19 protein-coding genes are annotated in these 21,719 nt (G+C 33.3%); 9 read left to right on the top strand and 10 right to left on the bottom strand.

The window, feature by feature from the left end; all coding sequences use genetic code 11:
- The first annotated feature begins 87 nt into the window (after window positions 1–87).
- The 4 genes from ruvC to SUDEN_RS10915 all read left to right on the top strand — a co-directional run bounded on the left by ruvC (window position 88) and on the right by SUDEN_RS10915 (window position 4,656).
- The gene (gene ruvC, locus SUDEN_RS10930) at window positions 88–567 is read left to right on the top strand and encodes a crossover junction endodeoxyribonuclease RuvC (protein ID WP_011373718.1); all 480 of its coding nucleotides are present in this window, start codon (window positions 88–90) and stop codon (window positions 565–567) included.
- Between the two features lie 81 nt (window positions 568–648).
- On the top strand, window positions 649–1,614 hold the full coding sequence (locus SUDEN_RS10925) for a DUF438 domain-containing protein (RefSeq protein WP_011373717.1): 966 nt from the start codon (window positions 649–651) through the stop codon (window positions 1,612–1,614).
- A gap of 26 nt (window positions 1,615–1,640) precedes the next feature.
- Window positions 1,641–1,952, top strand: a complete 312-nt coding sequence (locus SUDEN_RS10920) for a pyrimidine/purine nucleoside phosphorylase (RefSeq protein ID WP_011373716.1) — start codon at window positions 1,641–1,643, stop codon at window positions 1,950–1,952.
- Between the two features lie 154 nt (window positions 1,953–2,106).
- Window positions 2,107–4,656 (top strand): EAL domain-containing protein, encoded by a 2,550-nt coding sequence (locus tag SUDEN_RS10915; RefSeq protein WP_011373715.1) that lies wholly within the window; start codon window positions 2,107–2,109, stop codon window positions 4,654–4,656.
- A gap of 19 nt (window positions 4,657–4,675) precedes the next feature.
- Here the strand turns inward: SUDEN_RS10915 and SUDEN_RS10910 are convergent, their stop codons facing one another.
- From SUDEN_RS10910 to purB, 6 genes are all read right to left on the bottom strand, one after another.
- Complete coding sequence (locus SUDEN_RS10910; protein ID WP_011373714.1) at window positions 4,676–5,956, bottom strand: citrate synthase; 1,281 nt, start codon at window positions 5,954–5,956, stop codon at window positions 4,676–4,678.
- Between the two features lie 34 nt (window positions 5,957–5,990).
- A complete protein-coding gene (gene trxC / locus SUDEN_RS10905) occupies window positions 5,991–6,413 on the bottom strand; it encodes a thioredoxin TrxC (RefSeq protein WP_011373713.1) in 423 nt (140 codons plus the stop codon).
- A 19-nt stretch (window positions 6,414–6,432) separates the two neighbouring features.
- Complete coding sequence (locus SUDEN_RS10900) at window positions 6,433–7,818, bottom strand: Do family serine endopeptidase (RefSeq protein WP_011373712.1); 1,386 nt, start codon at window positions 7,816–7,818, stop codon at window positions 6,433–6,435.
- Between the two features lie 91 nt (window positions 7,819–7,909).
- Window positions 7,910–8,299 carry a hypothetical protein gene (locus tag SUDEN_RS10895; protein ID WP_430742000.1) on the bottom strand — a complete coding sequence of 130 codons (390 nt, stop codon included), beginning with the start codon at window positions 8,297–8,299 and terminating at the stop codon, window positions 7,910–7,912.
- Window positions 8,281–10,647, bottom strand: a complete 2,367-nt coding sequence (locus SUDEN_RS10890) for a ribonucleoside-diphosphate reductase subunit alpha (protein WP_011373710.1) — start codon at window positions 10,645–10,647, stop codon at window positions 8,281–8,283. The genes SUDEN_RS10895 and SUDEN_RS10890 overlap by 19 nt, the downstream gene beginning before the upstream one ends.
- Window positions 10,648–10,762: 115 nt before the next feature.
- A complete protein-coding gene (purB, locus tag SUDEN_RS10885) occupies window positions 10,763–12,094 on the bottom strand; it encodes an adenylosuccinate lyase (protein ID WP_011373709.1) in 1,332 nt (443 codons plus the stop codon).
- Window positions 12,095–12,176: 82 nt separating this feature from the next.
- On the opposite strand from purB, the gene SUDEN_RS10880 reads away from it, so the two are divergent.
- On the top strand, window positions 12,177–13,091 hold the full coding sequence (locus tag SUDEN_RS10880; RefSeq protein ID WP_011373708.1) for an RluA family pseudouridine synthase: 915 nt from the start codon (window positions 12,177–12,179) through the stop codon (window positions 13,089–13,091).
- Between the two features lie 493 nt (window positions 13,092–13,584).
- On the opposite strand, the gene rlmN is transcribed toward SUDEN_RS10880, so the two are convergent.
- Genes rlmN through hisF form a run of 3 tightly spaced genes read right to left on the bottom strand, consistent with a single transcriptional unit; the run spans window position 13,585 to window position 15,965 of the window.
- Complete coding sequence (gene rlmN / locus SUDEN_RS10875) at window positions 13,585–14,655, bottom strand: 23S rRNA (adenine(2503)-C(2))-methyltransferase RlmN (RefSeq protein WP_011373707.1); 1,071 nt, start codon at window positions 14,653–14,655, stop codon at window positions 13,585–13,587.
- Window positions 14,652–15,197, bottom strand: a complete 546-nt coding sequence (locus SUDEN_RS10870; protein ID WP_011373706.1) for a purine-nucleoside phosphorylase — start codon at window positions 15,195–15,197, stop codon at window positions 14,652–14,654. The genes rlmN and SUDEN_RS10870 overlap by 4 nt, the downstream gene beginning before the upstream one ends.
- Window positions 15,198–15,206: 9 nt before the next feature.
- A complete protein-coding gene (hisF, locus tag SUDEN_RS10865) occupies window positions 15,207–15,965 on the bottom strand; it encodes an imidazole glycerol phosphate synthase subunit HisF (RefSeq protein ID WP_011373705.1) in 759 nt (252 codons plus the stop codon).
- A 199-nt stretch (window positions 15,966–16,164) separates the two neighbouring features.
- On the opposite strand from hisF, the gene rsmA reads away from it, so the two are divergent.
- The 4 genes from rsmA to SUDEN_RS11230 all read left to right on the top strand — a co-directional run bounded on the left by rsmA (window position 16,165) and on the right by SUDEN_RS11230 (window position 21,524).
- Entirely contained in the window at window positions 16,165–16,968 is an 804-nt protein-coding gene (gene rsmA, locus SUDEN_RS10860; RefSeq protein WP_011373704.1) for a 16S rRNA (adenine(1518)-N(6)/adenine(1519)-N(6))-dimethyltransferase RsmA, read from the top strand.
- Window positions 16,940–18,883: a ribonuclease J gene (locus SUDEN_RS10855; RefSeq protein WP_011373703.1), complete on the top strand. Its 1,944-nt coding sequence runs from the start codon at window positions 16,940–16,942 to the stop codon at window positions 18,881–18,883. Before rsmA ends, SUDEN_RS10855 begins: the two co-directional genes overlap by 29 nt.
- Before the next feature lie 144 nt (window positions 18,884–19,027).
- A complete protein-coding gene (locus SUDEN_RS10850) occupies window positions 19,028–20,761 on the top strand; it encodes a putative bifunctional diguanylate cyclase/phosphodiesterase (RefSeq protein WP_011373702.1) in 1,734 nt (577 codons plus the stop codon).
- A gap of 40 nt (window positions 20,762–20,801) precedes the next feature.
- Window positions 20,802–21,524 carry a PAS domain-containing protein gene (locus tag SUDEN_RS11230; RefSeq protein WP_011373701.1) on the top strand — a complete coding sequence of 241 codons (723 nt, stop codon included), beginning with the start codon at window positions 20,802–20,804 and terminating at the stop codon, window positions 21,522–21,524.
- Here SUDEN_RS11230 and SUDEN_RS11645 read toward each other — a convergent pair.
- The gene (locus SUDEN_RS11645) at window positions 21,498–21,602 is read right to left on the bottom strand and encodes a multicopper oxidase domain-containing protein (protein WP_148153620.1); all 105 of its coding nucleotides are present in this window, start codon (window positions 21,600–21,602) and stop codon (window positions 21,498–21,500) included. The two genes, SUDEN_RS11230 and SUDEN_RS11645, sit on opposite strands and share 27 nt — an antisense overlap.
- Between the last annotated feature and the right edge of the window lie 117 nt (window positions 21,603–21,719).

Genomic DNA, 21,719 nt, shown 5'->3' with positions numbered 1-21,719 from the left:
TTGTATTATGTGAATAGTAGCTATAATTCCCATAAACAAAGTTAAAATTATGTGAATAGTAAACTGATTACATGTGAAAGAAGAAGTATGACAATCTTAGGAATAGATCCAGGAACAAGAAAAATGGGTTATGCTCTTATCTCTTTAGAAAAAGGCAAAATAGCGTTAATTGAGGCAGGACTTATAAAGATAAAAGCCGAAGAGTTGCAATTTCAGATTCCCCAAATGGTTGAAGCTTTTGAGGGAATATTTAAAAATCATAAAATAGATGAAGTTGCAATAGAAGATATTTTTTATGCACATAATCCAAAAACAACTATAAAACTTGCACAATTTCGTGGTGCTATTATGCTAATGTTAATCCAGCAGTTTGGACAGTTTAGTGAATATACGGCTCTTCAGGTAAAAAAAGCATTAACAGGAAACGGTAAAGCTACAAAAGAGCAAGTTGCATTTATGGCAAAGAGGCTTTTAAATATAAAAAAAGAGATAAAACCGCTTGATATTACGGATGCTATTGCAGTTGCTATTACTCATTCTCAAAGAGTTAGACTGAAACAGCAATAACTTTTCTCTTGTTATAAATCAAAGAGAGATTTTTTTTAAAGAGTATAATTTTGTTACTTAAATATTCAAGGAACAAATATTATGAATTCGTATCTAAATTTGCCAGATGGGCATCCATTAAAAGTTTATCTGGAAGAAAATATGCTGATGAGAGGTCTCATTGGAAGTATTAATAGTATAAATATAGTAGAAAATTTTGAAGAGTTTGAAGCAAAATTCAATAAACTTTGCTTAGTTGAGAAACACTTTGCAAGAAAAGAGAATCAACTTTTTCCATATTTGGAAAAATATGGTTGGACAAGTCCAAGCCAAAATATGTGGGCTTTTCATGATGATATAAGAGCAGAGATTAAAACTGCAAAAGCGTTAGTTCAAGAGAAAAATATGCCCGCTTTGATGCAGCAGCTTCAGAGAGTTTTTTCAAATTTAGAGCACATTATGCAAGTTGAAGAGGGAAGACTTCTTCCAAATGCAATGAACATGTTAGATGAAGATGACTGGAAAGAGATGAGAGCGGGAGATGAAGAGATAGGTTGGATGTTTGATGAAGCTCCAGCAGCTTATCCTCCACATGTAGAGGGCGAATATATTCACCCATCTCAAGATAAGCAAAAACGTAAACTGCCATTTTCACTTGAAAATAGAATCAAGTTAGATGAGGGCTACATGTTACCTGAGCAAATTAACTGGCTTTTGAAATTCATGCCTGTTGATATAACGTACGTTGATGAAAACGATATTGTTATCTTTTATAACCGTGGCGATGATAGAGTATTTCCAAGAAGTGCAGGGATTATCGGTCGTGAAGTGAAATTTTGCCACCCTCCAAAGAGTGTTGATCAGGTTTTAATGATTTTACGTGAATTTAAAGCAGGTCGCAGAGATGAGGCTGAATTTTGGATAACTTTTAAAGGTAAGTTTATTCACATTCGTTATTTTGCAATAAGAGACGATGAAGGCACTTATAAAGGTGTTATTGAGGTATCTCAAGACGTAACCCATATCAGAGGCTTAGAGGGACAGCAGAGACTCTTAGATTGGGAATAGGGTATAATAGAAAAAAAGGAGATAAAATGACAAAATTTGAAAATGTAACGGTAGTAAAAAAAGCAAATATTTACGATGGCGGAAAGGTTACAAGCAGAACAGTTGAATTCGCAGATGGCACAAGAAAAACTCTTGGAATCATGATGCCTGGTGAATATACTTTTAATACTGCTGAGGCAGAAATTATGGAGATGATGAGCGGGGAGCTTGATATCAGGCTTCCAAATGAAGATTGGAAAACTCTAAACACACCAGAGAGTTTTAATGTTCCTGCAAACTCATCTTTTGATTTAAAAATTAGAACTGTTACTGACTACTGCTGTTCATATATAAAGTAGTTTAACAACAGAGTTTTATACTCTGTTGTTAAAATTTAATCTGCCTAAAAATCGCACATTTATCCACATAAAAATACAAATATTAAAATATTAAATCTATTTTATAAAAAAACTGATATAGTTAATAATAAAAAACAAGAATAAAGATAGATAGATGAATATTTTGAATAAATTAACTCTTTTATACAAGTATGATGATGGAGATATTTGTAACTCTTTAATGCCTTATTTGAGTAAGCTCTTTGAAGTAGTATATAAAGCCAATGATTTGGATGATTTACTTAAAATTTCTAAAGAAAATAGAGTAGATGTTATACTTTTTGAGATAGCAAAAGAAGATAAGCCTACAATTTCTACTCTTGATTTAATTCATAAAGAGAGTATTGCCAAAGGTATTATAATACTTGCCAAAGAGGAGAGTATAACCTCTTTGCAAAAAGCTATAGAGATACATGCGCATAGTTATATCTTAAATAAAAAAGAGAATCTTCAAACTATTTTAAAGTCTATAAAATCTCTATCTATAAAAATTGATAAAGAATTAAAAGAATCTCTTATTTATGATAAATTAAACAAGCAGTTTTATGAACTAACTAGACAATATGAAATTATCAATAAGAATATATTTCTTTCATACTCTGATTTAGATGGAAATATTACAGATGTAACAAAGGCATACCTTGATTTTACAGGTTATTGCAAAGAAGAACTTATAGGAAAAAATCATAGTGTTTTAAAACATGTTGATTTAAAAAAGAGCTATGTAGAAGATCTTTGGAGTACTATCTCTAAAAATATAATATGGAGAGGTGAATTTCAAAATATCAAAAAAGATGGGACTCTTTTTTGGATTAAAGTAGTTATAGAGCCTCTTTATGATGAAAATGGGATAAAAATAGGTTATTGCGCTATTAAAGAGGATATAACAGATAAAAAAAGAGTTGAGATGTTATCGGTAACGGATATGTTGACATCTCTTTTTAATAGACGCTACTTTTCAGAAATATTGGTAAAAGAGTTAGGTCGTGCAAAAAGAAATATGTTAAATTTCTGCTTAATTATTGTAGATGTAGATTATTTTAAACAGTATAACGATTTTTATGGTCATCAAGCAGGCGATAATGTTTTAAGAAAAATTGCAGAATGTTTGAGTATCTCTTCTGGGAGGGGCAATGATTTTGCTTTTAGGATTGGTGGCGAAGAGTTTGCAATAATTACTTCAAATATGGACGATGATGATGTTATGAATTATGTTGAAAATATTAGATTAAGTATAGAAAATTTAAAAATAAATCATGAAAAAAGCAAAGTTTCTGATTATGTAACAGCATCTTTTGGTGTTATGAATTTCTCTCCCTCAATAGAACTTTTGAGTTCGGATGATGTATATAATATAGCTGATAAAAATCTATATGAAGCCAAAAAAGATGGAAGAAATAGAGTTGTTTTTTATAAAAATAAGATAGATAAAAATCTATCTTGTAGTATTGATAAACTTACAAAACTTCCTGATAAAGCGGCACTCTTTGAAGCTGTACATGAACTCGAAGATAGAGCTATGCTGATGATAATCTCCCTAAATGATTTTACCCATCTAAAAGAGCAGTATGATAATAAACTCCTAGATAATATAATCATTGAAAAATCCAAAGACTTAAGAAGAACCATCTTAGACAAAGAGACATTTTTATTTAGACTCAGTACAAATGAATTTGCTATTTTAGTAACAAGGCAGAGTCAATTTGAAAAATATCTCTCTATTATGGAGTATGCTATTTTGCAAAATAGAGTTTGTGAAATGGTATATAAAGATGTTGAGTATAAGATAGTTATAAACTATACAATTGGAATAGCTTATGGAAAGAAAAAACTCTTAAATATGGCGAATATGGCTCTTATAAAAGCCTCAAGTACTACTAAAGGGTTTTATGTATATTGTGGTGAAATTGAGCAAAAAGAGATTAGAAAACAGATGCTTGATAAATTAAAAATATATAAAGAAGCTCTTGATAATGATAAAATAATTCCATATTTCCAACCAATTGTTGATGTAAATAGTGGTAAAATTTTTAAATATGAAGCATTGGCTAGGTTGATTGATGAAAGTGGCAATATAGTAACTCCATATATGTTTTTAGATGCTGTAAAAGAGGATAAAACTTGGGAGTACTTTACAAGACAGATGTTGCATAAAGTATTTGATATCTACTCTAAAAATAGTGTGAACCTATCCATAAATTTAACCTATGAAAATATAGCTTCACCATCTCTTATTGCTTATATTAAAAATAGATTGGACCTCTTTGGTGGTCAAAGGATAACTTTTGAGATAGTTGAATCAGAGGATATAAAAAATTATAACCTTGTGGAGGAGTTTATCCTGTTTGTGAAGAGTTATGGCTGTAAAATAGCAATAGATGATTTTGGAAGTGGATACTCAAACTTTACAAATATCGTTAGATTAAATACAGACTATATAAAACTAGATGGAACAATTATAGAGAATTTAGCAAAAGATAAAAATGTAGAATTAATGGCTATATCTTTGATAAATTTTGCAAAAAAAGCAGGTATAAAAACAATTGCGGAGTTTGTTAGTTCTAAAGAGATAGCTCTACATGTTAAAGAACTCGGTATTGACTTTGTTCAAGGGTATGAGTATGGAAAACCTGAGTTAGCGGAGTATTACGGACTTAAATCTTAAACTAAAGTTTCCAGAGTTTTTAATACTCTGGAGTTCTCTCTATGGGACCTCTGTATAACTGTCTAGGTCTTGCTATTTTTACTGTTTTTTGTTGGTTTAGTTCACTCCACTGTGCAATCCACCCAGGAGTTCTTCCTATAACAAAGATAACTGCAAACATCTCTGTTGGAATTTTTAGTGCTTGAAGAATTAATCCTGAATAAAAGTCGATATTTGGATAGAGATTTCTACTAACAAAATACTCATCATTAAGTGCAATTTTTTCTATCTTGTTTGCAACTTCTATAAGCTCACTGCTAATGCCTAGCTCTTCTACGAGTCTGTTGCGGAGATCTTTAAGAATAGTTGCACGTGGATCAAAGTTTTTGTAAACACGGTGTCCAAATCCCATCAGTTTAAATGAATCTTCTTTATCTTTTGCACGAGCTATAAATTCATCTACTCTATCAACTGTTGCTATCATCTCTAACTGACGTATAACACTCTCGTTAGCTCCGCCATGACTTCGTCCCCACAAAGCACCAATTCCTGCGCTTATCGCTGCATAAGGATGGGCGTTAGTGGAAGCTAAATTTCTAACGGCAGTTGTTGAAGCGTTTTGCTCATGGTCGGCATGGAGAGTGAAAATAGTATCAAGTGCTTTTATCTCAATAGGTTTTAGTTCAACATAACTATGCGGATAAGCTCTTAACATATAGAGAAAATTTTCTGTGAAGCCTTTATTCATGTCTGGATATATTATAGGCAAACCGTTTGAGTATCTGTATGAAAAAGCGGCTAATGTTGGGATTTTTGCAACAATTCTATTTGCCATTTCGCAATACTCTTCTTTATTTTTTATATTTAAATGGTCAAAATAAAAAGTAGAGAGTGCTGAGACTCCAGCTGAGAGTATCGCCATTGGATGTGCTGAATCTGGAAAAGAGTCAAAGAGTTTTTTTATTCCCTCATGTACAAAAGAGCGTTTTTTCATCTCAAAAGCGAAATTCTCTAGCTCCTCTTTTGATGGTAACTCACCATTTATTAGCAGATAAGCACTATCTAAAAAGCTCTTCTTTTTTGCTAGGTATGCTATATCATAGCCTCTATACATAAGTTTTCCAGCTTCCCCATCAATATAAGTTATATCAGATTTGCATGATGCAGTTGATGTATAACCCTCATCATAAGTAAACATGTTGGTCTCTTTATATAGAGTTGATATATCTATAACGGAAGGTCCTACGGTTGCATCAAGTATGGGAAACTCATAACTTTTGCCATTACGATTGTTTGTTAGTGTTACTGTATCTCTGCTCATATTTACCCTTTTATAGTTATTAAAAATAATTATACTATATAAATTGTGCAACCAATCTATTTAAAGCGCTCTCATCAAGTGCACCTGATACTCTGTGTACCTCTTTAGCATTTTTAAAAACTATGATGGTTGGGATACTTCTGATTCCAAATCTAGCTCCTAAATTTTGCTCATTTTCAGTATTTACCTTTACAAAAAGTGCTTTAAGTGGAAAATTCATGGCACTTTTTTGGAAGTTTGGAGCCATCATTTTACATGGGCCACACCAAGGAGCCCAAAAATCAACTACCACTGGAATGTCGCTATTTACGATTACCTCGTCAAAGTTAAGAGTTGTTAACTCTATGGGTTTTGTATCAAGAAGCGACTCTTTACATTTTCCGCAATTTGCTTTTGTATAACTATCTTTTTGTGGAACATTATTTACACTTTTACAATATGGACAAACTACCCTCATCTATCTCTCCTCTTTTTATTTATAGTGCAACGGCAAATATAGCGCCTTTTCTAACCAAGAAAATTCTTTTTTTTCCTTTGGGTTCTGTTGCTTTTTTAAAATCATCTAAAGTTATAATTTCACTATCTTCTACTTGTATAATTACGTCGCCTTTTCTTATTCCAGCCCTAAAAGCTTCACTTTTTTCATCTACTTCTATTACATGTACACCATTTATTGAGAGATTTTTTTGCTCTTTTTGTATCTTGTTTGTAGTGCTTAATTTTAAACCTTTATACCCAAGTTCTCCATTAGATGCAATCTTCTCGTTTGTGCCAAGAGTTACTTTTGTAGTGAGTATTTTTTTATCTCTTAAGTACTTTACACTTACCTCTTTTGATGGAGCAAATGCGCCAATTGTATTTTTTAACTCACTCGCACCTGTGATTTTTTTATCATCAATAGCGATAATTAAATCACCTCTCTTAAGGGCTGCTTTTGCTGCAGGTGAATTCTCTTCAACCCCAGTTATCAAAGCTCCGTAGTTGTTGTTATATAGAGTGCTCATGTCGCTGTCTATATCCGAGATATTTACTCCAAGATATGCTCTTGTATATTTTCCATTATCTATCAAGCTTGTTGCAACAGTCGTTACCATGTTTGAAGGAATTGCAAATCCAATGCCCACGTTTCCGCCTGATTTTGAGATAATTGCAGAGTTGATACCTATTAACTGCCCTGCTGAGTTTATAAGTGCGCCACCAGAATTTCCAGGATTTATAGAAGCGTCTGTTTGTATAAAGTCTTCATACTCAACTATTCCCATCCCACTTCTGCCAGTTGCAGAGACTATCCCCTGTGTGATAGTCTCACCTACTCCAAATGGATTTCCAAGTGCAAAAACAACGTCACCAACTTTCACCTCATCTGAGTTAAAAAAAGTTACAGCATTTAGCTCTTTTGCATCAATTTTTATAATTGCCAAATCGCTCTTCTCATCTTTGCCAATAAGTTTTGCCGCATACTCTTTTTTATCTCCCGCGATACTTACTATTATCTCATTGGCACCATCTACTACATGGTTGTTTGTGATAATGTATCCATCTTTTGAGACAACAACTCCAGAACCAAGTGATTGCTCAATTCTCTCTTGTGGAACTTGCCCATAACCTCTAAAAAACTCTCTAAAAAATGGGTCATTATAAAAAGGATTTGCATTTAATCCAGCACTGCTTATCTCTTTTTTTATAGAAATATTAACAATGCTTGTCCTTACATTTTCTAGTATGTTATTGTAAGAGAGTATTTTGTTTTGGCTTGTAGGAAACTCACGTTCTGTGATTTGCGGAGCATATTTAAACCCAATGCCGTCTTTGGCATAAACAGATATTGCCACCATTAGTGATAATAAAAATATTTTCTTCATCTTAAATCCTTCAATTTTAATATTAAAATGTTATAACTAAATGGTTTATGAAGTGATAATGAAGGGCTAATGAAAAGTTAACGTAAGGGTTTTAGAACGAACCCTCTTGATATTTTAGTGAAGATGATTTTATATAGCAGATTGAACTTTGTGTATCTGAGAGTTTGTTGTATGTTCCAATCATAAAAGCAAATGTCTCCTCTTGATATAGGAGTGTTATGCCTTCTCCTAAATCTATATGTGAGAGTTTTGAATTTTCAATTATTTTTGCATCACTAACAGAGCTAAACTCAAGTGAAACTGTTATCCAGTCAAATCCTCTAGCGCTATCTTGAGCTGCTAGAGTAATTTTAATGACGCTAGGAGAGATTATCTCTATTTGGCGAAGCTCTGAGTCTCTAAAATAATCAAACCTCTTTAAAAAGCTCTCCAGAGAGCTTTTTGATAGAGGTACTAAGTTATTTATTGACAACCTACACACTCCATGCTTCTGTCTTCAACATCACTTGCCATCTCTGGAGATTGTGAGCGTAAATAGTAAGTAGATTTTAAACCAAGTTTCCAAGCTAACATGTAGATCTCATTTAAGTATTTTCCACTTGCTTTATCCAGTGTTATAAAGATGTTTAAACTTTGCCCTTGATCTAGCCATTTTTGACGAATTGCTGCGGCTTTAATGAGTAAAGTCTGGTTTAAATCATACGCAGGAGTATAGTATGCCCAAGTTTCTGGAGATAGTTCAGGTACAACAACTGGAATAAGTCCAGAGAGATTCTCTTCATACCACTTTCTCTTAAACACAGGCTCAATGGCTTGAGTTGTTCCTGTTAATATAGAGATAGAGCTAGTCGGTGCTATAGCCATAAGATAACCGTTTCTTATGCCTTGATTTTTAACTTTTGTACGTAGCTCTTCCCACTCATAGGCTGAAGCAAAAAGCCCTCCTCTATCAACTAGGTTTTTAACTTCAGCAGTAGCATGATCCATAGGCATAATGCCTCTGCTCCATTTTGAGCCTTCATATTCACTATAAGAGCCTTTTTCCAATGCGATATCACTAGAAGCTGAGATGGCATTAAAACTAACGCTCTCCATGATTTCATCTATTTTGTCAAAGTGTTCCTGTGTTCCCCAAGAGATACCTTCTTGAGCTAACATTTGAGCTTCACCCATAACACCAAGGCCGATTGCTCTTGTCTTCATGTTGGTGCGTTTTACCTTTTCTATCGGATAGAAATTTAAATCAATTACGTTATCAAGGGCTCGAATAGCAATTGGTACAACTCTATCAATATCCTCTTTTGTGTTTATGCGTGATAGATTTACAGATGCTAAGTTACAAACAGCTGTGTCGCCATTTATCTTCTCTTTCTCAACTACATAAATCTCTCTTCCACCAATAGAATCAAGTGCAGTTACCTTTTTAGCAGGTTTTTTAAGTCCACTATCAACCTCTATAATCTCCTCTTCTTCATAACTAACGCTATCACCATTTTGAAAAATAAATTTTATCTTGTAATGGTTAGGATTTGTGTTTTGAAAAATCTCTGTACAAAGGTTAGAGCTTCTAATGATGCCAGAGTGTGAGTTAGGGTTAGCTCTATTTGCGTTATCTTTAAAACACAAGAAAGGTGAACCTGTTTCAAAGTAAGAGGTGAGAATTTTTTTCCAAAGGTTTTTGGCTTTCAATTTCTCTTTTATAATAGCCTCATTTTTCTCAAGCTCTACATACTTTTTGTTAAACTCTTCTCCATGAAGGGTCGTGAGTTCCCTACAATCGTAAGGGTCAAAAAGAGTCCAAATTGCATCTTCCTCAACTCTTTGCATAAACAAATCATTTAACCAAAGTGCAGGAAACAAATCATGAGCACGACGACGCTCTTCACCTGAGTTTTTCTTTAAGTCCAAAAAGTCGTTTATATCAATATGCCAAGGCTCCATGTAAACTGCAATAGCACCTTTTCTAGTTCCCAACTGATCAACAGCAACTGCAATGTCGTTTGTGATTTTTAAAAATGGAACAGTTCCGCCAGCAGCATTTTTATGCCCATCTATGTATGAACCCATTGAGCGAACATTTGTCCAATCCCAGCCAATTCCTCCACCAAATTTTGAGAGCATTGCCATCTCAGCATAAGAGTCAAAAATGCCTTCTATATTATCTGGAGTTGAACCTATATAACAAGAGCTTAATTGATGTCTTGTTGTTCTTGCATTGCTAAGAGTTGGAGTTGCTAACATCACTTCAAAAGTAGAAATCATGTTATAAAACTTGATTGCCCACTCCTCTTTCTTCTCTTCTCTTTGTGCCAAAAACATAGCAATCGCCATAAACATATGTTGAGGCAACTCTATAGGGTTTGAGTTTTTATCTTTTATGAGATATCTATCGTAGAGTGTTTTAACTCCAAGATAGTTAAATAACATGTCACGTTCAGGTTTGATATGTTTTTCAAGCTCTTCAAGGTTATACATTCCTTTTAAACCATATAGAAGTCTGCCCTCTTTTTCCCCTCTCTCAAAGTAGTTTTCTAGGGAGCAGTAGCCAGTAAATCCGTTTACTTCATGATAGAGATTAAAGAGAAATAGTCTTGAAGCAACAAATGTCCAGTTTGGAGCGTCTATGTCTATCTTGTCAACCGCAGTTTTAATTAGAGTTTGTTGTATCTCTTTAGATGTAATTCCATCACGAAAATGAATCTGTGCATCAACTTCCAACTCACTTTGAGATACATTGCTTAAGCCTTCAACGGCTGCAGAGGTATATTTTTGAATTTTAGAAATATCTAGTTTTTCAGTTCTACCGTTTCGTTTTATTATTGTTACCATTTAATTTCCTAAGCAAAAGTGCTACTATAAATAACTATATTAACACTGATTTTAATTTTGATATCTGTTTTAAACTCTTAATTGTATTGAGCAAATAATAGCGCAATTATGTCATTTATTTTCTAAAAACTCTATCAAAAATTCTGTCTACATTTTTAGTATAGTAGTCATAATTAAAACACTCACGAATAGCCTCTTCGCTAAGAGATGCTCTCAACTCTTCATCTGCTAAAAGGTGATTTAGATAAAGTGATTCGCCTTTTTCATTTGTTGTAGGTTTTCCTTGCTGTATCTCTTGCCAAACTTTCATAGCATTTCTTTGAACTATTCGATAAGCATCTTCACGACTAACACCTTTGAGTGGAAGCTCTAAGAGAACTCTTTGAGAGAAGACCAAACCGCCAGTCAAGTTTAGATTTTTCATCATGTTTTGTGGGTAAACGGTCAGGTTCGCTATAACGTTATTCATACGGTGTAACATAAAGTCAGTCGTTATAAAACTATCTGGTAACCAAAATCTCTCAGTTGAAGAGTGGCTGATATCTCTCTCGTGCCAAAGAGCAACATTCTCCATAGCAGGAATCGCATAAGCTCTTATCATTCTAGCAAGACCTGTTATGTTTTCTGTTAGTATAGGATTGCGTTTGTGTGGCATTGCGGATGAGCCTTTTTGCCCAGCAGCAAAATACTCTTCACACTCATAAACTTCAGTTCTTTGCCAGTGACGAACTTGAACTGCAAACTTCTCAATTGAACTTGCCATTAGTGCAAGTGCAGTTGCTAGTCTTGCATATCTGTCTCTTTGAATAACTTGGTTAGAAGCAGGTGCAGGTTTAAGCCCTAACTCTTCACATGTAAACTCTTCAAGTTCTAGTGGAGCGTGAGCAAAGTTACCCATTGCCCCGCTAACTTGTCCAACACTTATAACAACAAGTGTTTGCTCAAGGTTCTCTAAATGTCTAGCCATCTCATCATACCAAACAGCTAACACAAGACCAAATGTTATAGGCTCTCCATGAATACCATGAGAACGTCCGACCATCAAAGTCATCTTATGTTCCATCGCTCTCTTTTTGATAGATTCCATAATCATCTTTACATCTTCTATAACTAACTCTAAAGAGCTCTTCATCTGAAGCGCAACCGCAGTATCAACTGTATCTGAACTTGTCATGCCATAGTGAAACCATCTGCTCTCTTCACCCAGTGTTTCAGAAACACTAGTTGTAAATGCTATAAGATCATGGCGAGTAATCGCTTCAATTTCATCAATTCTCTCAATGCTAAAACCAGCATTGTCAATTATCTTTTTAGCGTCATCATTTGGAATAAGCCCTAATCGATTCCAAGCTTTAACAACTGCTTTTTCCACATCCATCCAAGCTTGATATTTTGCTTGCATAGTCCATTTAGAACTCATCTCTTCTCTTGAGTATCTCTCTATCATTTATTCAACCTAATTACTGTAAAATTTGCGTAAAGCTAATAGAATCATTTTACAAAAAATACGCTAATAGAAGGATTAAATATTGCCATTTATAATTAAAAAAATATTTGCCACCCAAAAAGAGAGAGCCTTTAGTTTTTTAAAAAGAGAGTTAGAACTTTCTCAAAGAGAGATTCAAAGATATATAGCAATTGGGAGAGTTCTTGTAAATGGAGCACCGATAGTAAAACCATCAGATTATTTACAAGGTGAGGTAGAGTATATATATTTTGAGCCTATCTCAAAAGGCTTGGCTCCACACTTTATTGAAGAGAGATTCGTAGTTTTTGATAAGCCAAGTGGAATGCTTATCCATCCTCAAAATAGATTTACAGAGTACTCTTTGATAGATGAGCTTAAGGCTCAGTTTGGGATGAATGCAAACATTGCTCATAGAATAGATCAAGAGACTAGCGGTCTTGTTTTGTGTGCAAAAGACAAAAAGAGTGAAGTAGATATTAAGATGATGTTTCAAGAGAGAGATATGAAGAAAAAGTATCTTGCTATGGTTCATGGAGAGTTAAAAGAGGAACTGCGTATCGATGCTCCACTTTTAAGATACGATGATGAAAAGAGTGCACTTGTGAGAATGGTTGTAAAAGTTGATCCAACTGGAAAAGAGTCTTTAACATTTGTTAGACCATTGAAGTACTTCCCCATAACAGATACAACATTAGTAGAGTGCTCTCCTCATACAGGAAGACAGCATCAGATAAGAGTCCATATGTTTCACATGAAACATCCCATAGTTGGAGATCCAGTCTATGGACAGAGTGAAGAGAGTGTGGTTAGATATCTAGATAGAAAAATAGAAAGAGATGAGAGAGTAAAACTAAGTGGCGCTAAGAGACTTTTGTTACATGCTAATGAGTTAGAATTTGAACTTTATGGCAAAAAGCATATTATTAAAAGCAGTGTGAATTTCGAAAAAATATGTTTTGAAAATATGAAAGTTTAAATTTTACTTATAAAAATGTGAATAACTTTTGTATCTTTTAGAGACATTGTGATTATTAAAATAACAATATGTGAATAAACCTATAAAAAGTCTAAAAATAGGGCTTTTGATGGGGGTTTCATTTTTTATAATTCAGTATATATTTATATAAATTTATTCTTAAATAAGTGACAAATTTTAAAATTTGTCAACTACTTCTATCGCCACTGTTCACATATTAGAGCAATGTGTGAATAGTACACATTTTGTAAAAAAATAGTAATTTATTTTTGTAATGAAATTTTTTTTAAGTGGGTTTTTGAGATTTTTATTAATAATTGTAAGGTATGATTATATTCATAAACGACCTCCCTGGTGTGTTGGTCGTTTACTCTTTTTTTAAGAGCTTACACTTTCTAAAGAAGTTAACTTTTTGTAGCAGCTTTTATAAATCCTATCACTCCAACCGCAAAAACAATTACCAGAAAAACTATCTGAAAGATTTCTATATAACTCATTGTAGCTCGCTTTGTGTTTTCTCTTTTAGTTGACCACATGCAGCGCTTATGTCTATGCCTTTAGAATCTCTTATTGTGCATAAAAGCCCATGATTTATCAGATACTCTTGAAATGCTATCATATCACTCTTTTGCGGACGCTCATAAGGAGTATCTGGATATGGATTAAAATAGATAAGATTTACTTTCGCTTTGATTCCTGAGAGAAGTTTTACGAGTTTCTTTGCAGAGCCTAAATCATCATTTTTATTTTTTATGACTAGATACTCAAACATAACTCTTTTTCTTGTGTCGATTGGGAAGCGTTTAACTGCTTCTATAATTGATGAGATGTTGTGAGCTTTATTCATAGGGATAAGTTCGGTTCTAAGCTCATCATCAACAGCATGTAGAGATATAGCTATGTGAACACCCAAATCCATCTCTCCAAGTCTATCTATCTTATTACTAAGCCCACTTGTAGAAACAGTTTGCCTTTTGCCAGATATACAAAGACCATCTTCCTCTTTAAAAATCTCTATAGCACGTGAGAGATTATCAAGATTATCAAGAGGCTCTCCCATTCCCATATAGACAATATTTATCATTCTGTTATGCTTATGGTCGTTATCTTTTTTTAGAGCAACAACTTGAGCAACTATTTCGCCAGCGGTGAGGTCTCTTGTAAAACCGCCTTTAGCAGTCAAACAAAATGCACATCCAACTTTACATCCAACTTGTGTTGAGACGCAGATAGTATATTTTGCTTCTTGTGTTACACAGCCCTCTTCATCTATCTGTTCATCTTTCATCTTTAGCCAAACTGTTTCAATAGTTTTTCCGTCTTGAAGTTCAAATAGGTACTTTATAGTGCCATCATTTGAGAGCTCTTTTTTTACAATTTTTAGAAGATTTACTACATAGCTTTTCGCAAGTTCATCTTTTAACTGTTGAGGGATATTTTTCATATCATCAAAACTTTGCGCATAGTTGTGATAGAGCCAACCATAAATTTGTTTTGCTCTAAATGATGGTTTTATATTTGCTTGTAACTCTTTGAGCCTGAAATCTAGCAGAGATGGTTTCATTTTTTTGTTAACTCCTCAACTCTTCTCTTTACATGTAAATCTAAGAGTTTTTTTGCTTCTTCGTGATTTTTTAAAAAATCATTATGCGCATTTTTGTTAGTATAGTTTGTTATGCAAAAAATTCCGCCAGCAGGAATATCAAACTCTTTTGCAACACTTAAGACTGCAAAAAATTCCATATTTTCAATACCAATACCTAGTTTTAAAAACTTTTTTGTAAGCTCTTCATTTGTAGAGATATAGTTTGATGAGTTTACAATAACATCTTTTTTTGTTTGATCAATGTTAGTTGATATAACATTATCCAAAGGAGTGTAAGCATCATTAGATAAAAACGCAAGTTCGATATTAGCAGCTGTTTTTGATTCTACAATATCAAAAATATTGTATTCGCCATAACTCCCAGCACTTCCTACAAAGAGTAAAAATTCAGGTTTATCAAAAAGAGCAGCGCGTGTTAGGTTAATAGTCATCTCAAGGAGCCCTACTCCCATTGGAGTTGCAAAATCAAAAGTTTCACTATTTCCAGCACATATAATCATTCTTTACTCCTACAATCTGACAGGGATATTATTATCATGCAGATAGCGTTTTAAATCCATTATATCTATCTCTCTGTAGTGAAAAATGGTTGCAGCAAGTGCTGCATCTGCGCCATGTTCAAATGCTTCTTTTATATGTTTCATTGTTCCAGCTCCACCGCTTGCAATGACTGGAACATTTACAGCTTCACTTATCAGTTGAGTAATGCTTAACTCAAATCCAGCTTTTGTTCCATCGGCATCCATAGAAGTTAAAAGTATCTCTCCGCTTCCACGTTCTACTACTTCTTTTGCCCACTCAAGCGCATCTATTCCAGTATCTACTCTTCCGCCATTTAAATATACATTATATCTATCACCAGTTTTTTTGACATCAATAGCAGTTACAATGCACTGTGAGCCAAATCTTTTTGCACTCTCATCTATAAGTTGTGGTCTTTTTATAGCTGCAGAATTAACGCTTACTTTATCGCATCCAACATTTAGAAGTCTGTAGATATCTTCTAATTTTCTTATTCCTCCACCAACAGTAAGAGGTATGAAAATTTCGCGGGCAACTTGCGCAACTATATCAACTATAGTATCACGATTGTCACTTGAAGCAGTAATGTCTAAAAAAGTGATTTCATCAGCGCCCTCTTGGTTGTATCGCTTTGCAACTTCTACTGGATCTCCAGCGTCTCTAAGTCCTACAAAGTTTACACCTTTAACAACTCGTCCATCTTTTACATCAAGACATGGAATGATTCTTTTGGCAAAATAGTTCAAGAGCAACACCTTTTATTATATAGTGGAATTATACACTCTGTGCCTTATATTTACTTTTCAATAAAACTACATGTAAAGAGGCAGATGTTTCATGTGAAACATTTAGTAAATTGGCGTAAAATAGAAGATAATGGCAAATTAGTAAATTTTATGCCAGAATTAACTAATTGTAAGCAAAATTAGTATAAAATGCACACCAATGGAAAAAATAGTAGCTAAAAAGAAATTTGGTCAAAATTTCTTAAAAGATGAGAGTGTTTTACAAAAAATAATCGAAGCGATGCCCAATAACGATAATAAAATCGTAGAAATTGGCCCTGGCTTAGGTGATTTAACTAAATTTTTAGTAGATGTCAAAAGTGTAGATGCTTTTGAGGTCGATACCGATTTGTGTAAAGTGTTACAAAATAAGTTTGAAAGAGAGATCGCAACCAAGCAACTCCGCATACATTGTGGGGATGTACTCACTGCTTGGAAGAGTGAACTTATAGAAGAGTCGTATGATTTGGTGGCAAATTTGCCATACTATATAGCGACAAATATAATTCTAAAGGCCCTCGCAGATCCAAAATGTAAAAACATACTTGTAATGGTACAGCTCGAAGTAGCAGAAAAATTTTGTGCAAACGACGGCGATAAGGTGTTTGGTTCTTTGAGTATTATAACTCAGAGTGTTGGAGAAGCACACATAGTTGTGAATGTTCCACCAAGCGCATTTGAACCACAGCCAAAGATTAATTCTGCTGTTTTTTTGATACAAAAAAAGAGTGATAGAAGTGATAAAGATTTTGAGGATATGCTTAGAGTTGCATTTACGCAGCCTAGAAAAACTCTTATGAAAAATCTATCCTCAACGTATGATAAAGCAATGCTTCAAGAGATTTTTGAAAAACTCTCACTCGCACAAACGATACGACCCCATCAAGTCTCTACAAATGACTATCACCAACTCTATAAATTAGCAAGGAGTTTGGATGGAACAAGAGAAAGAACAGAGTGTTAAAAGCACTTCTCAAGAAAATCGTAAACAGTATAACAGTAACAAAAAATATAATAGTGATAGTAGTAGGTCAAATAACCAAAATGTCAATAAAGCAGCAGTAGCACCAGCTAGCGCAAATCCAAATAAAAACAAAAGTGCCTCAAGAGGACGCCGACGTCAAAGTTTGCCAGTAGATGAAAATCTTAGAGCATTTGTTGAACTTAATCAAGAAGCTCACAAACAGAGATTAAACCCTCACTACAAATTAGACTTAAATTCAAAAGAGAAAATTCGTATTACTCCACTTGGTGGGCTTGGTGAAATCGGTGGAAACATAACAGTATTTGAAACTCAAAATGAGGCGATACTTGTAGATGTTGGTATGAGTTTTCCAGATGAAGATATGCATGGTGTTGATATATTGGTACCAGATTTTACATATATTCGCGAGATAAAAGATAAAATCAAAGCAGTAATTATAACTCACGCACATGAAGACCACATCGGTGCAATGCCATACCTTTATAAAGAGATGCAATTTCCAATATTTGGCTCTCCACTTCCATTAGCTATGATAGCAGGTAAGTTTGATGAGCATCATATAAAAGAGTTTAAGCAATTTTTTAATCCTATAGAGAAGAGAAAGACTTATAAAATAGGAAATGATTTTGAAATAGAGTGGATGCATATGACACACTCTATCATTGATTCATCTTCTTTGGCAATTACAACAAGTGCTGGAACAGTTATTCATACTGGAGACTTTAAGATAGATCATACACCAGTTGATGGCTATACAGCAGATTTACACAGACTTGCTTACTATGGAGATAAAGGTGTTTTGTGTCTTTTAAGTGACTCTACAAACTCTTACAATACAGCTCCAACTCCTTCAGAGCTAAGTGTTGCTCCTGCTCTTGATAGAGTATTTTCAAAGGCCGAAGGAAGAGTAATACTCTCTACATTTAGTTCAAATATTCACCGTGTTTACCAAGCTATTCAGTATGGCGTTAAATACGGAAGAAAGGTTTGTGTAATTGGACGTTCAATGGAGAGAAATATTGAAGTTGCAATGCAGTATGACTACATCAAACTTCCAAAAAATATTTTTGTTGAACCAGAGCAAATTGCTTCTATGAATGACAAAGAGATTTTGATTGTTACAACAGGTTCTCAAGGAGAGCCTAGTTCTGCATTATTTAGAATGTCAATAGGCGAACACAGACATGTAAAGATTAAACCTACTGACTTGATTGTTCTTTCATCTCGTGCTATACCAGGTAATGAAGGCTCTATTTCAGGGATGCTTAACCACTTGCAACGTGCTGGTGCAAAAGTAGCAAATGATAGAGATATCCATGTATCTGGACATGCTTCTATAGAAGAGCAAAAGCTTATGTTACGTCTTGTAAATCCTAAGTTCTTTTTACCGATACATGGAGAGTATAACCATGTTATGAAGCATAAAGAGACAGGTATGATGTGTGGAGTTCCAGAGAGAAATATCTACATAATGAATGATGGTGATACGGTAGAGATTGCTCCAAAATATATGAGAAAAGTAAAAACTGTAAGAACAGGAAAAACGTATATTGACAATCAAAATAACCACAAGATAGATGATGATATTGTAATTGACCGTCAAAAGTTAGCATCTGATGGCATAGTTATGATAGTCGCTCAAATTGATGGACAACACTCTACCATGTTATCTAAGCCGCTAGTTACATCTTTTGGACTTGTAGCAGATAAGCAAGATAAAGCGTTTGCTAAAGAGATAGAGGATGTTTTAGAGCTTTTCCTAGCCAACATAAAAGAGGGACTTCTTGAGAATGCAAGAGCATTAGAGAATGACCTGCGCCAAGTAGTAAGAAAACATATCTATAGAAAAATGAAAAAATATCCACTAATAGTTCCTCATATTTTTGTGATGTAACATAAACTTTTAACATGTAGAGAGAGTTCTACATGTTATTACCCTCTTTTTTAAAAATATAATTTCAATATTTTAAATTATGTAGTAATTTCATAGACACTCTTTTGATACTATTGCTTCAATTATAACTTTGAGGTTCTTCTTTTGTCAGACAAAACATATAAACTTGTTGATATTTTAAATTTGCATCCCTCAAAAGTAGCAGTTGAAGAAAGATTAAATCTAGCGCTTAACTTTTTTGAAAGTACTAATGAGGGGATATTGATAGCAAATAGAGAAGGCTTGATAAAATTTGTAAATAGAGCCTTTTGCGAAATAACAGGTTATACTCAAGAAGAAGCTATTGGAAAAAAACCAAATATTTTAAAATCTGGAATCCATGATATAGCATTTTATAAAAGTATGCGAGAAAGTCTAGAAAAAAATGGTTATTGGAAGGGTGAGATATGGGATAAAAGAAAAAATGGCGAGATATATCCGCAGATTTTATCGATATCTAAAAATAAAAACTCCAAATTCAGTGAAAATTACTACATGTCGGTTTTTACTGATATATCAGATATTAAAAAGAGCGAGAAAAAAGTTTACTATAATGCTAACTACGACTCTTTAACCAAACTTCCAAACAGAACTTACTTCAATAAAGAACTTGAGGCTATACTAAAAGAAGCCGATAAAGAAAACTATCAAGTTGCTCTTTATTTCATAGATATAGACAAGTTTAAAGAAGTAAACGATACGCATGGACATAATGTTGGCGATAAGATGCTTATAAACGTATCAAAAAGACTTTTAAACAGCATAAGAGAGAATGATGTTATAGCTAGAATAGGTGGAGACGAGTTTGTTTTAATAGCTAAAAATATAAAAAGTGAAGAAAATGTCAAACAGCTCGCATCTAATCTTAAAAAAAAGATTAAAGAACCAATGGAGGTAGATAATCAAATCTTTCATGTTGGTCTATCTATCGGTGTTGCTATATATCCGCAACACGGCATCTCGAGTGAAGAGTTATTGAAAAATGCCGACATTGCTATGTATGAAGTTAAAAAAAGCACAAGAGACGGCTTTAAAATATATGATAAATTGATGTCAACTAAAATTGCAATGGCTATATCCATCCAAAAGGATATAAGAAAAGCATTGGAAGAGGATATGTTTATTGTTTATTATCAACCTGTTATAGATATGCACACAAACTCCATAATAGGTGCAGAAGCACTTGTAAGATGGAATCATCCACAAAAAGGGATACTAGAGCCTGAGAGTTTTTTACAATATGTTTTATCAGGAGATGTAGGAAGAGAGTTTGGTTGCATGGTTTTTTCAGAGATTTTAACAGATTTGAAGCACATAAATGAAACATTGCCAAAAAGTAAGCTGCAAATATCTGTAAATATATCAAAATATCAGCTATCAAACTCGACTTTTTGCTTCGATTTTTTAAATATATTTGAAAGAAATTTTATTAATGCAGATCAGTTAGAGTTAGAGATAATAGAAACCGAGATTATGCAAAACAGAGAAATGATAAAAAAAAATGTGGAAGAACTCTCTTTATGCGGATTTAATATAGCTTTTGACAATTTTGGAACAGGCTATTCAAGCCTCAGTTATTTGCGTGATATAAAAGTAGATAAACTAAAAATAGACAAATCATTTGTAAAAAACATGCTAGAAAATGAGAAAGATTTAAATATAGTAAAATCAATAATAGATATAGGGAAACTTTTTGATTTAAAAGTTCAAGCTCAGGGTGTAGAAACTAAAGAGCAGTATATAAAATTAAAAGAGATAGGTTGTCATTTCTCACAAGGTTTTTACCATTCACAACCACTTTGTGTTGATGACTTTATGGGTTATTATAATAAAATTTGATAATATAAAAACCAGACAATAAAATTAACTAAGAGAAAAAATGCAAAATAGCGATTTAATAAGATTGAATGACATCTGTTTTTGGAACAAAGAAACAGACTCTTTACATGTAGATGATAAAGATATAAAATTGTCAATTTCTCAAAAAAGAGCGCTTAAGCTTTTAATAGAAAATTTAGGTAAGCCTGTACTAAATGCTGATATATTTTATGAAGTACACGACTCGCTTGATAAAGAGTTTAATGAAAAGAGTGTGAGAAATCTCATAAGCGGACTTAGAAAACTAGTACTTGAATTAAATATCGTAAATATTTACGGTGGGTATTATATGCTTAAAAACGAAAATATCAGTAAAGATATTAAATTTAAAGAGCAGCTTTTTGATATAGTAGAACAGTCTGTGAATCCTATAGTTGTTACTGACCCAAATGAACAAGATAATCCTATTATATATGTAAATAATTCATTTTGTGAGCTTTTTAGATATAAATATGAAGAGGTAATCGGTAAAAACTGTCGTTTTTTACATAGTAGCGATAAAGAGCAGAAGTCTCTTGAGAATATTAGAGAAGCAATTAGCACACAAAAATCAGTAGAAGTAAAAATTCGTGACTATACAAAAGATGGCAACAAGCTTTATGAAGATATTACTATAAGTCCTGTTTTTGATAAAGAAAAAGAGAAGCTTGTCTATTTTTTAGGTATATATAAAGACCTTACATCAATTGAGCAGTTTTTAGAAAAGGTAAAAGAGGTTCTTTAAATAATTTTGTATCTCTACTAAAAAACTTGCCATCATATAGTAATCTTCATGTTCTAAAATATGACAATGTAAACAAATATTCCTAAAACTGTAAACTCTATTACCATTCTAAGAGTTTTTAAAGGTATGATAAGAAGCATGTCAATAAAAAGTTATAACACTTTTTAGTCCATCTTAATTTTATTATAAAATATA

The organism is Sulfurimonas denitrificans DSM 1251 (genome assembly GCF_000012965.1).
Lineage (GTDB): Bacteria > Campylobacterota > Campylobacteria > Campylobacterales > Sulfurimonadaceae > Sulfurimonas > Sulfurimonas denitrificans.
This window is presented reverse-complemented; position numbering and strand designations above follow the sequence as displayed.

What these genes read in the sequence shown, in the direction of transcription:
- ruvC (WP_011373718.1), top strand. Translation starts at nt 88, where the DNA reads ATGACAATCTTAGGAATAGATCCAGGAACAAGAAAAATGGGTTATGCT.
- SUDEN_RS10925 (WP_011373717.1), top strand. Translation starts at nt 649, where the DNA reads ATGAATTCGTATCTAAATTTGCCAGATGGGCATCCATTAAAAGTTTAT.
- SUDEN_RS10920 (WP_011373716.1), top strand. Translation starts at nt 1,641, where the DNA reads ATGACAAAATTTGAAAATGTAACGGTAGTAAAAAAAGCAAATATTTAC.
- SUDEN_RS10915 (WP_011373715.1), top strand. Translation starts at nt 2,107, where the DNA reads ATGAATATTTTGAATAAATTAACTCTTTTATACAAGTATGATGATGGA.
- SUDEN_RS10910 (WP_011373714.1), bottom strand. Translation starts at nt 5,956, where the DNA reads ATGAGCAGAGATACAGTAACACTAACAAACAATCGTAATGGCAAAAGT.
- trxC (WP_011373713.1), bottom strand. Translation starts at nt 6,413, where the DNA reads ATGAGGGTAGTTTGTCCATATTGTAAAAGTGTAAATAATGTTCCACAA.
- SUDEN_RS10900 (WP_011373712.1), bottom strand. Translation starts at nt 7,818, where the DNA reads ATGAAGAAAATATTTTTATTATCACTAATGGTGGCAATATCTGTTTAT.
- SUDEN_RS10890 (WP_011373710.1), bottom strand. Translation starts at nt 10,647, where the DNA reads ATGGTAACAATAATAAAACGAAACGGTAGAACTGAAAAACTAGATATT.
- purB (WP_011373709.1), bottom strand. Translation starts at nt 12,094, where the DNA reads ATGATAGAGAGATACTCAAGAGAAGAGATGAGTTCTAAATGGACTATG.
- rlmN (WP_011373707.1), bottom strand. Translation starts at nt 14,655, where the DNA reads ATGAAACCATCTCTGCTAGATTTCAGGCTCAAAGAGTTACAAGCAAAT.
- SUDEN_RS10870 (WP_011373706.1), bottom strand. Translation starts at nt 15,197, where the DNA reads ATGATTATATGTGCTGGAAATAGTGAAACTTTTGATTTTGCAACTCCA.
- rsmA (WP_011373704.1), top strand. Translation starts at nt 16,165, where the DNA reads ATGGAAAAAATAGTAGCTAAAAAGAAATTTGGTCAAAATTTCTTAAAA.
- SUDEN_RS10855 (WP_011373703.1), top strand. Translation starts at nt 16,940, where the DNA reads ATGGAACAAGAGAAAGAACAGAGTGTTAAAAGCACTTCTCAAGAAAAT.
- SUDEN_RS11230 (WP_011373701.1), top strand. Translation starts at nt 20,802, where the DNA reads ATGCAAAATAGCGATTTAATAAGATTGAATGACATCTGTTTTTGGAAC.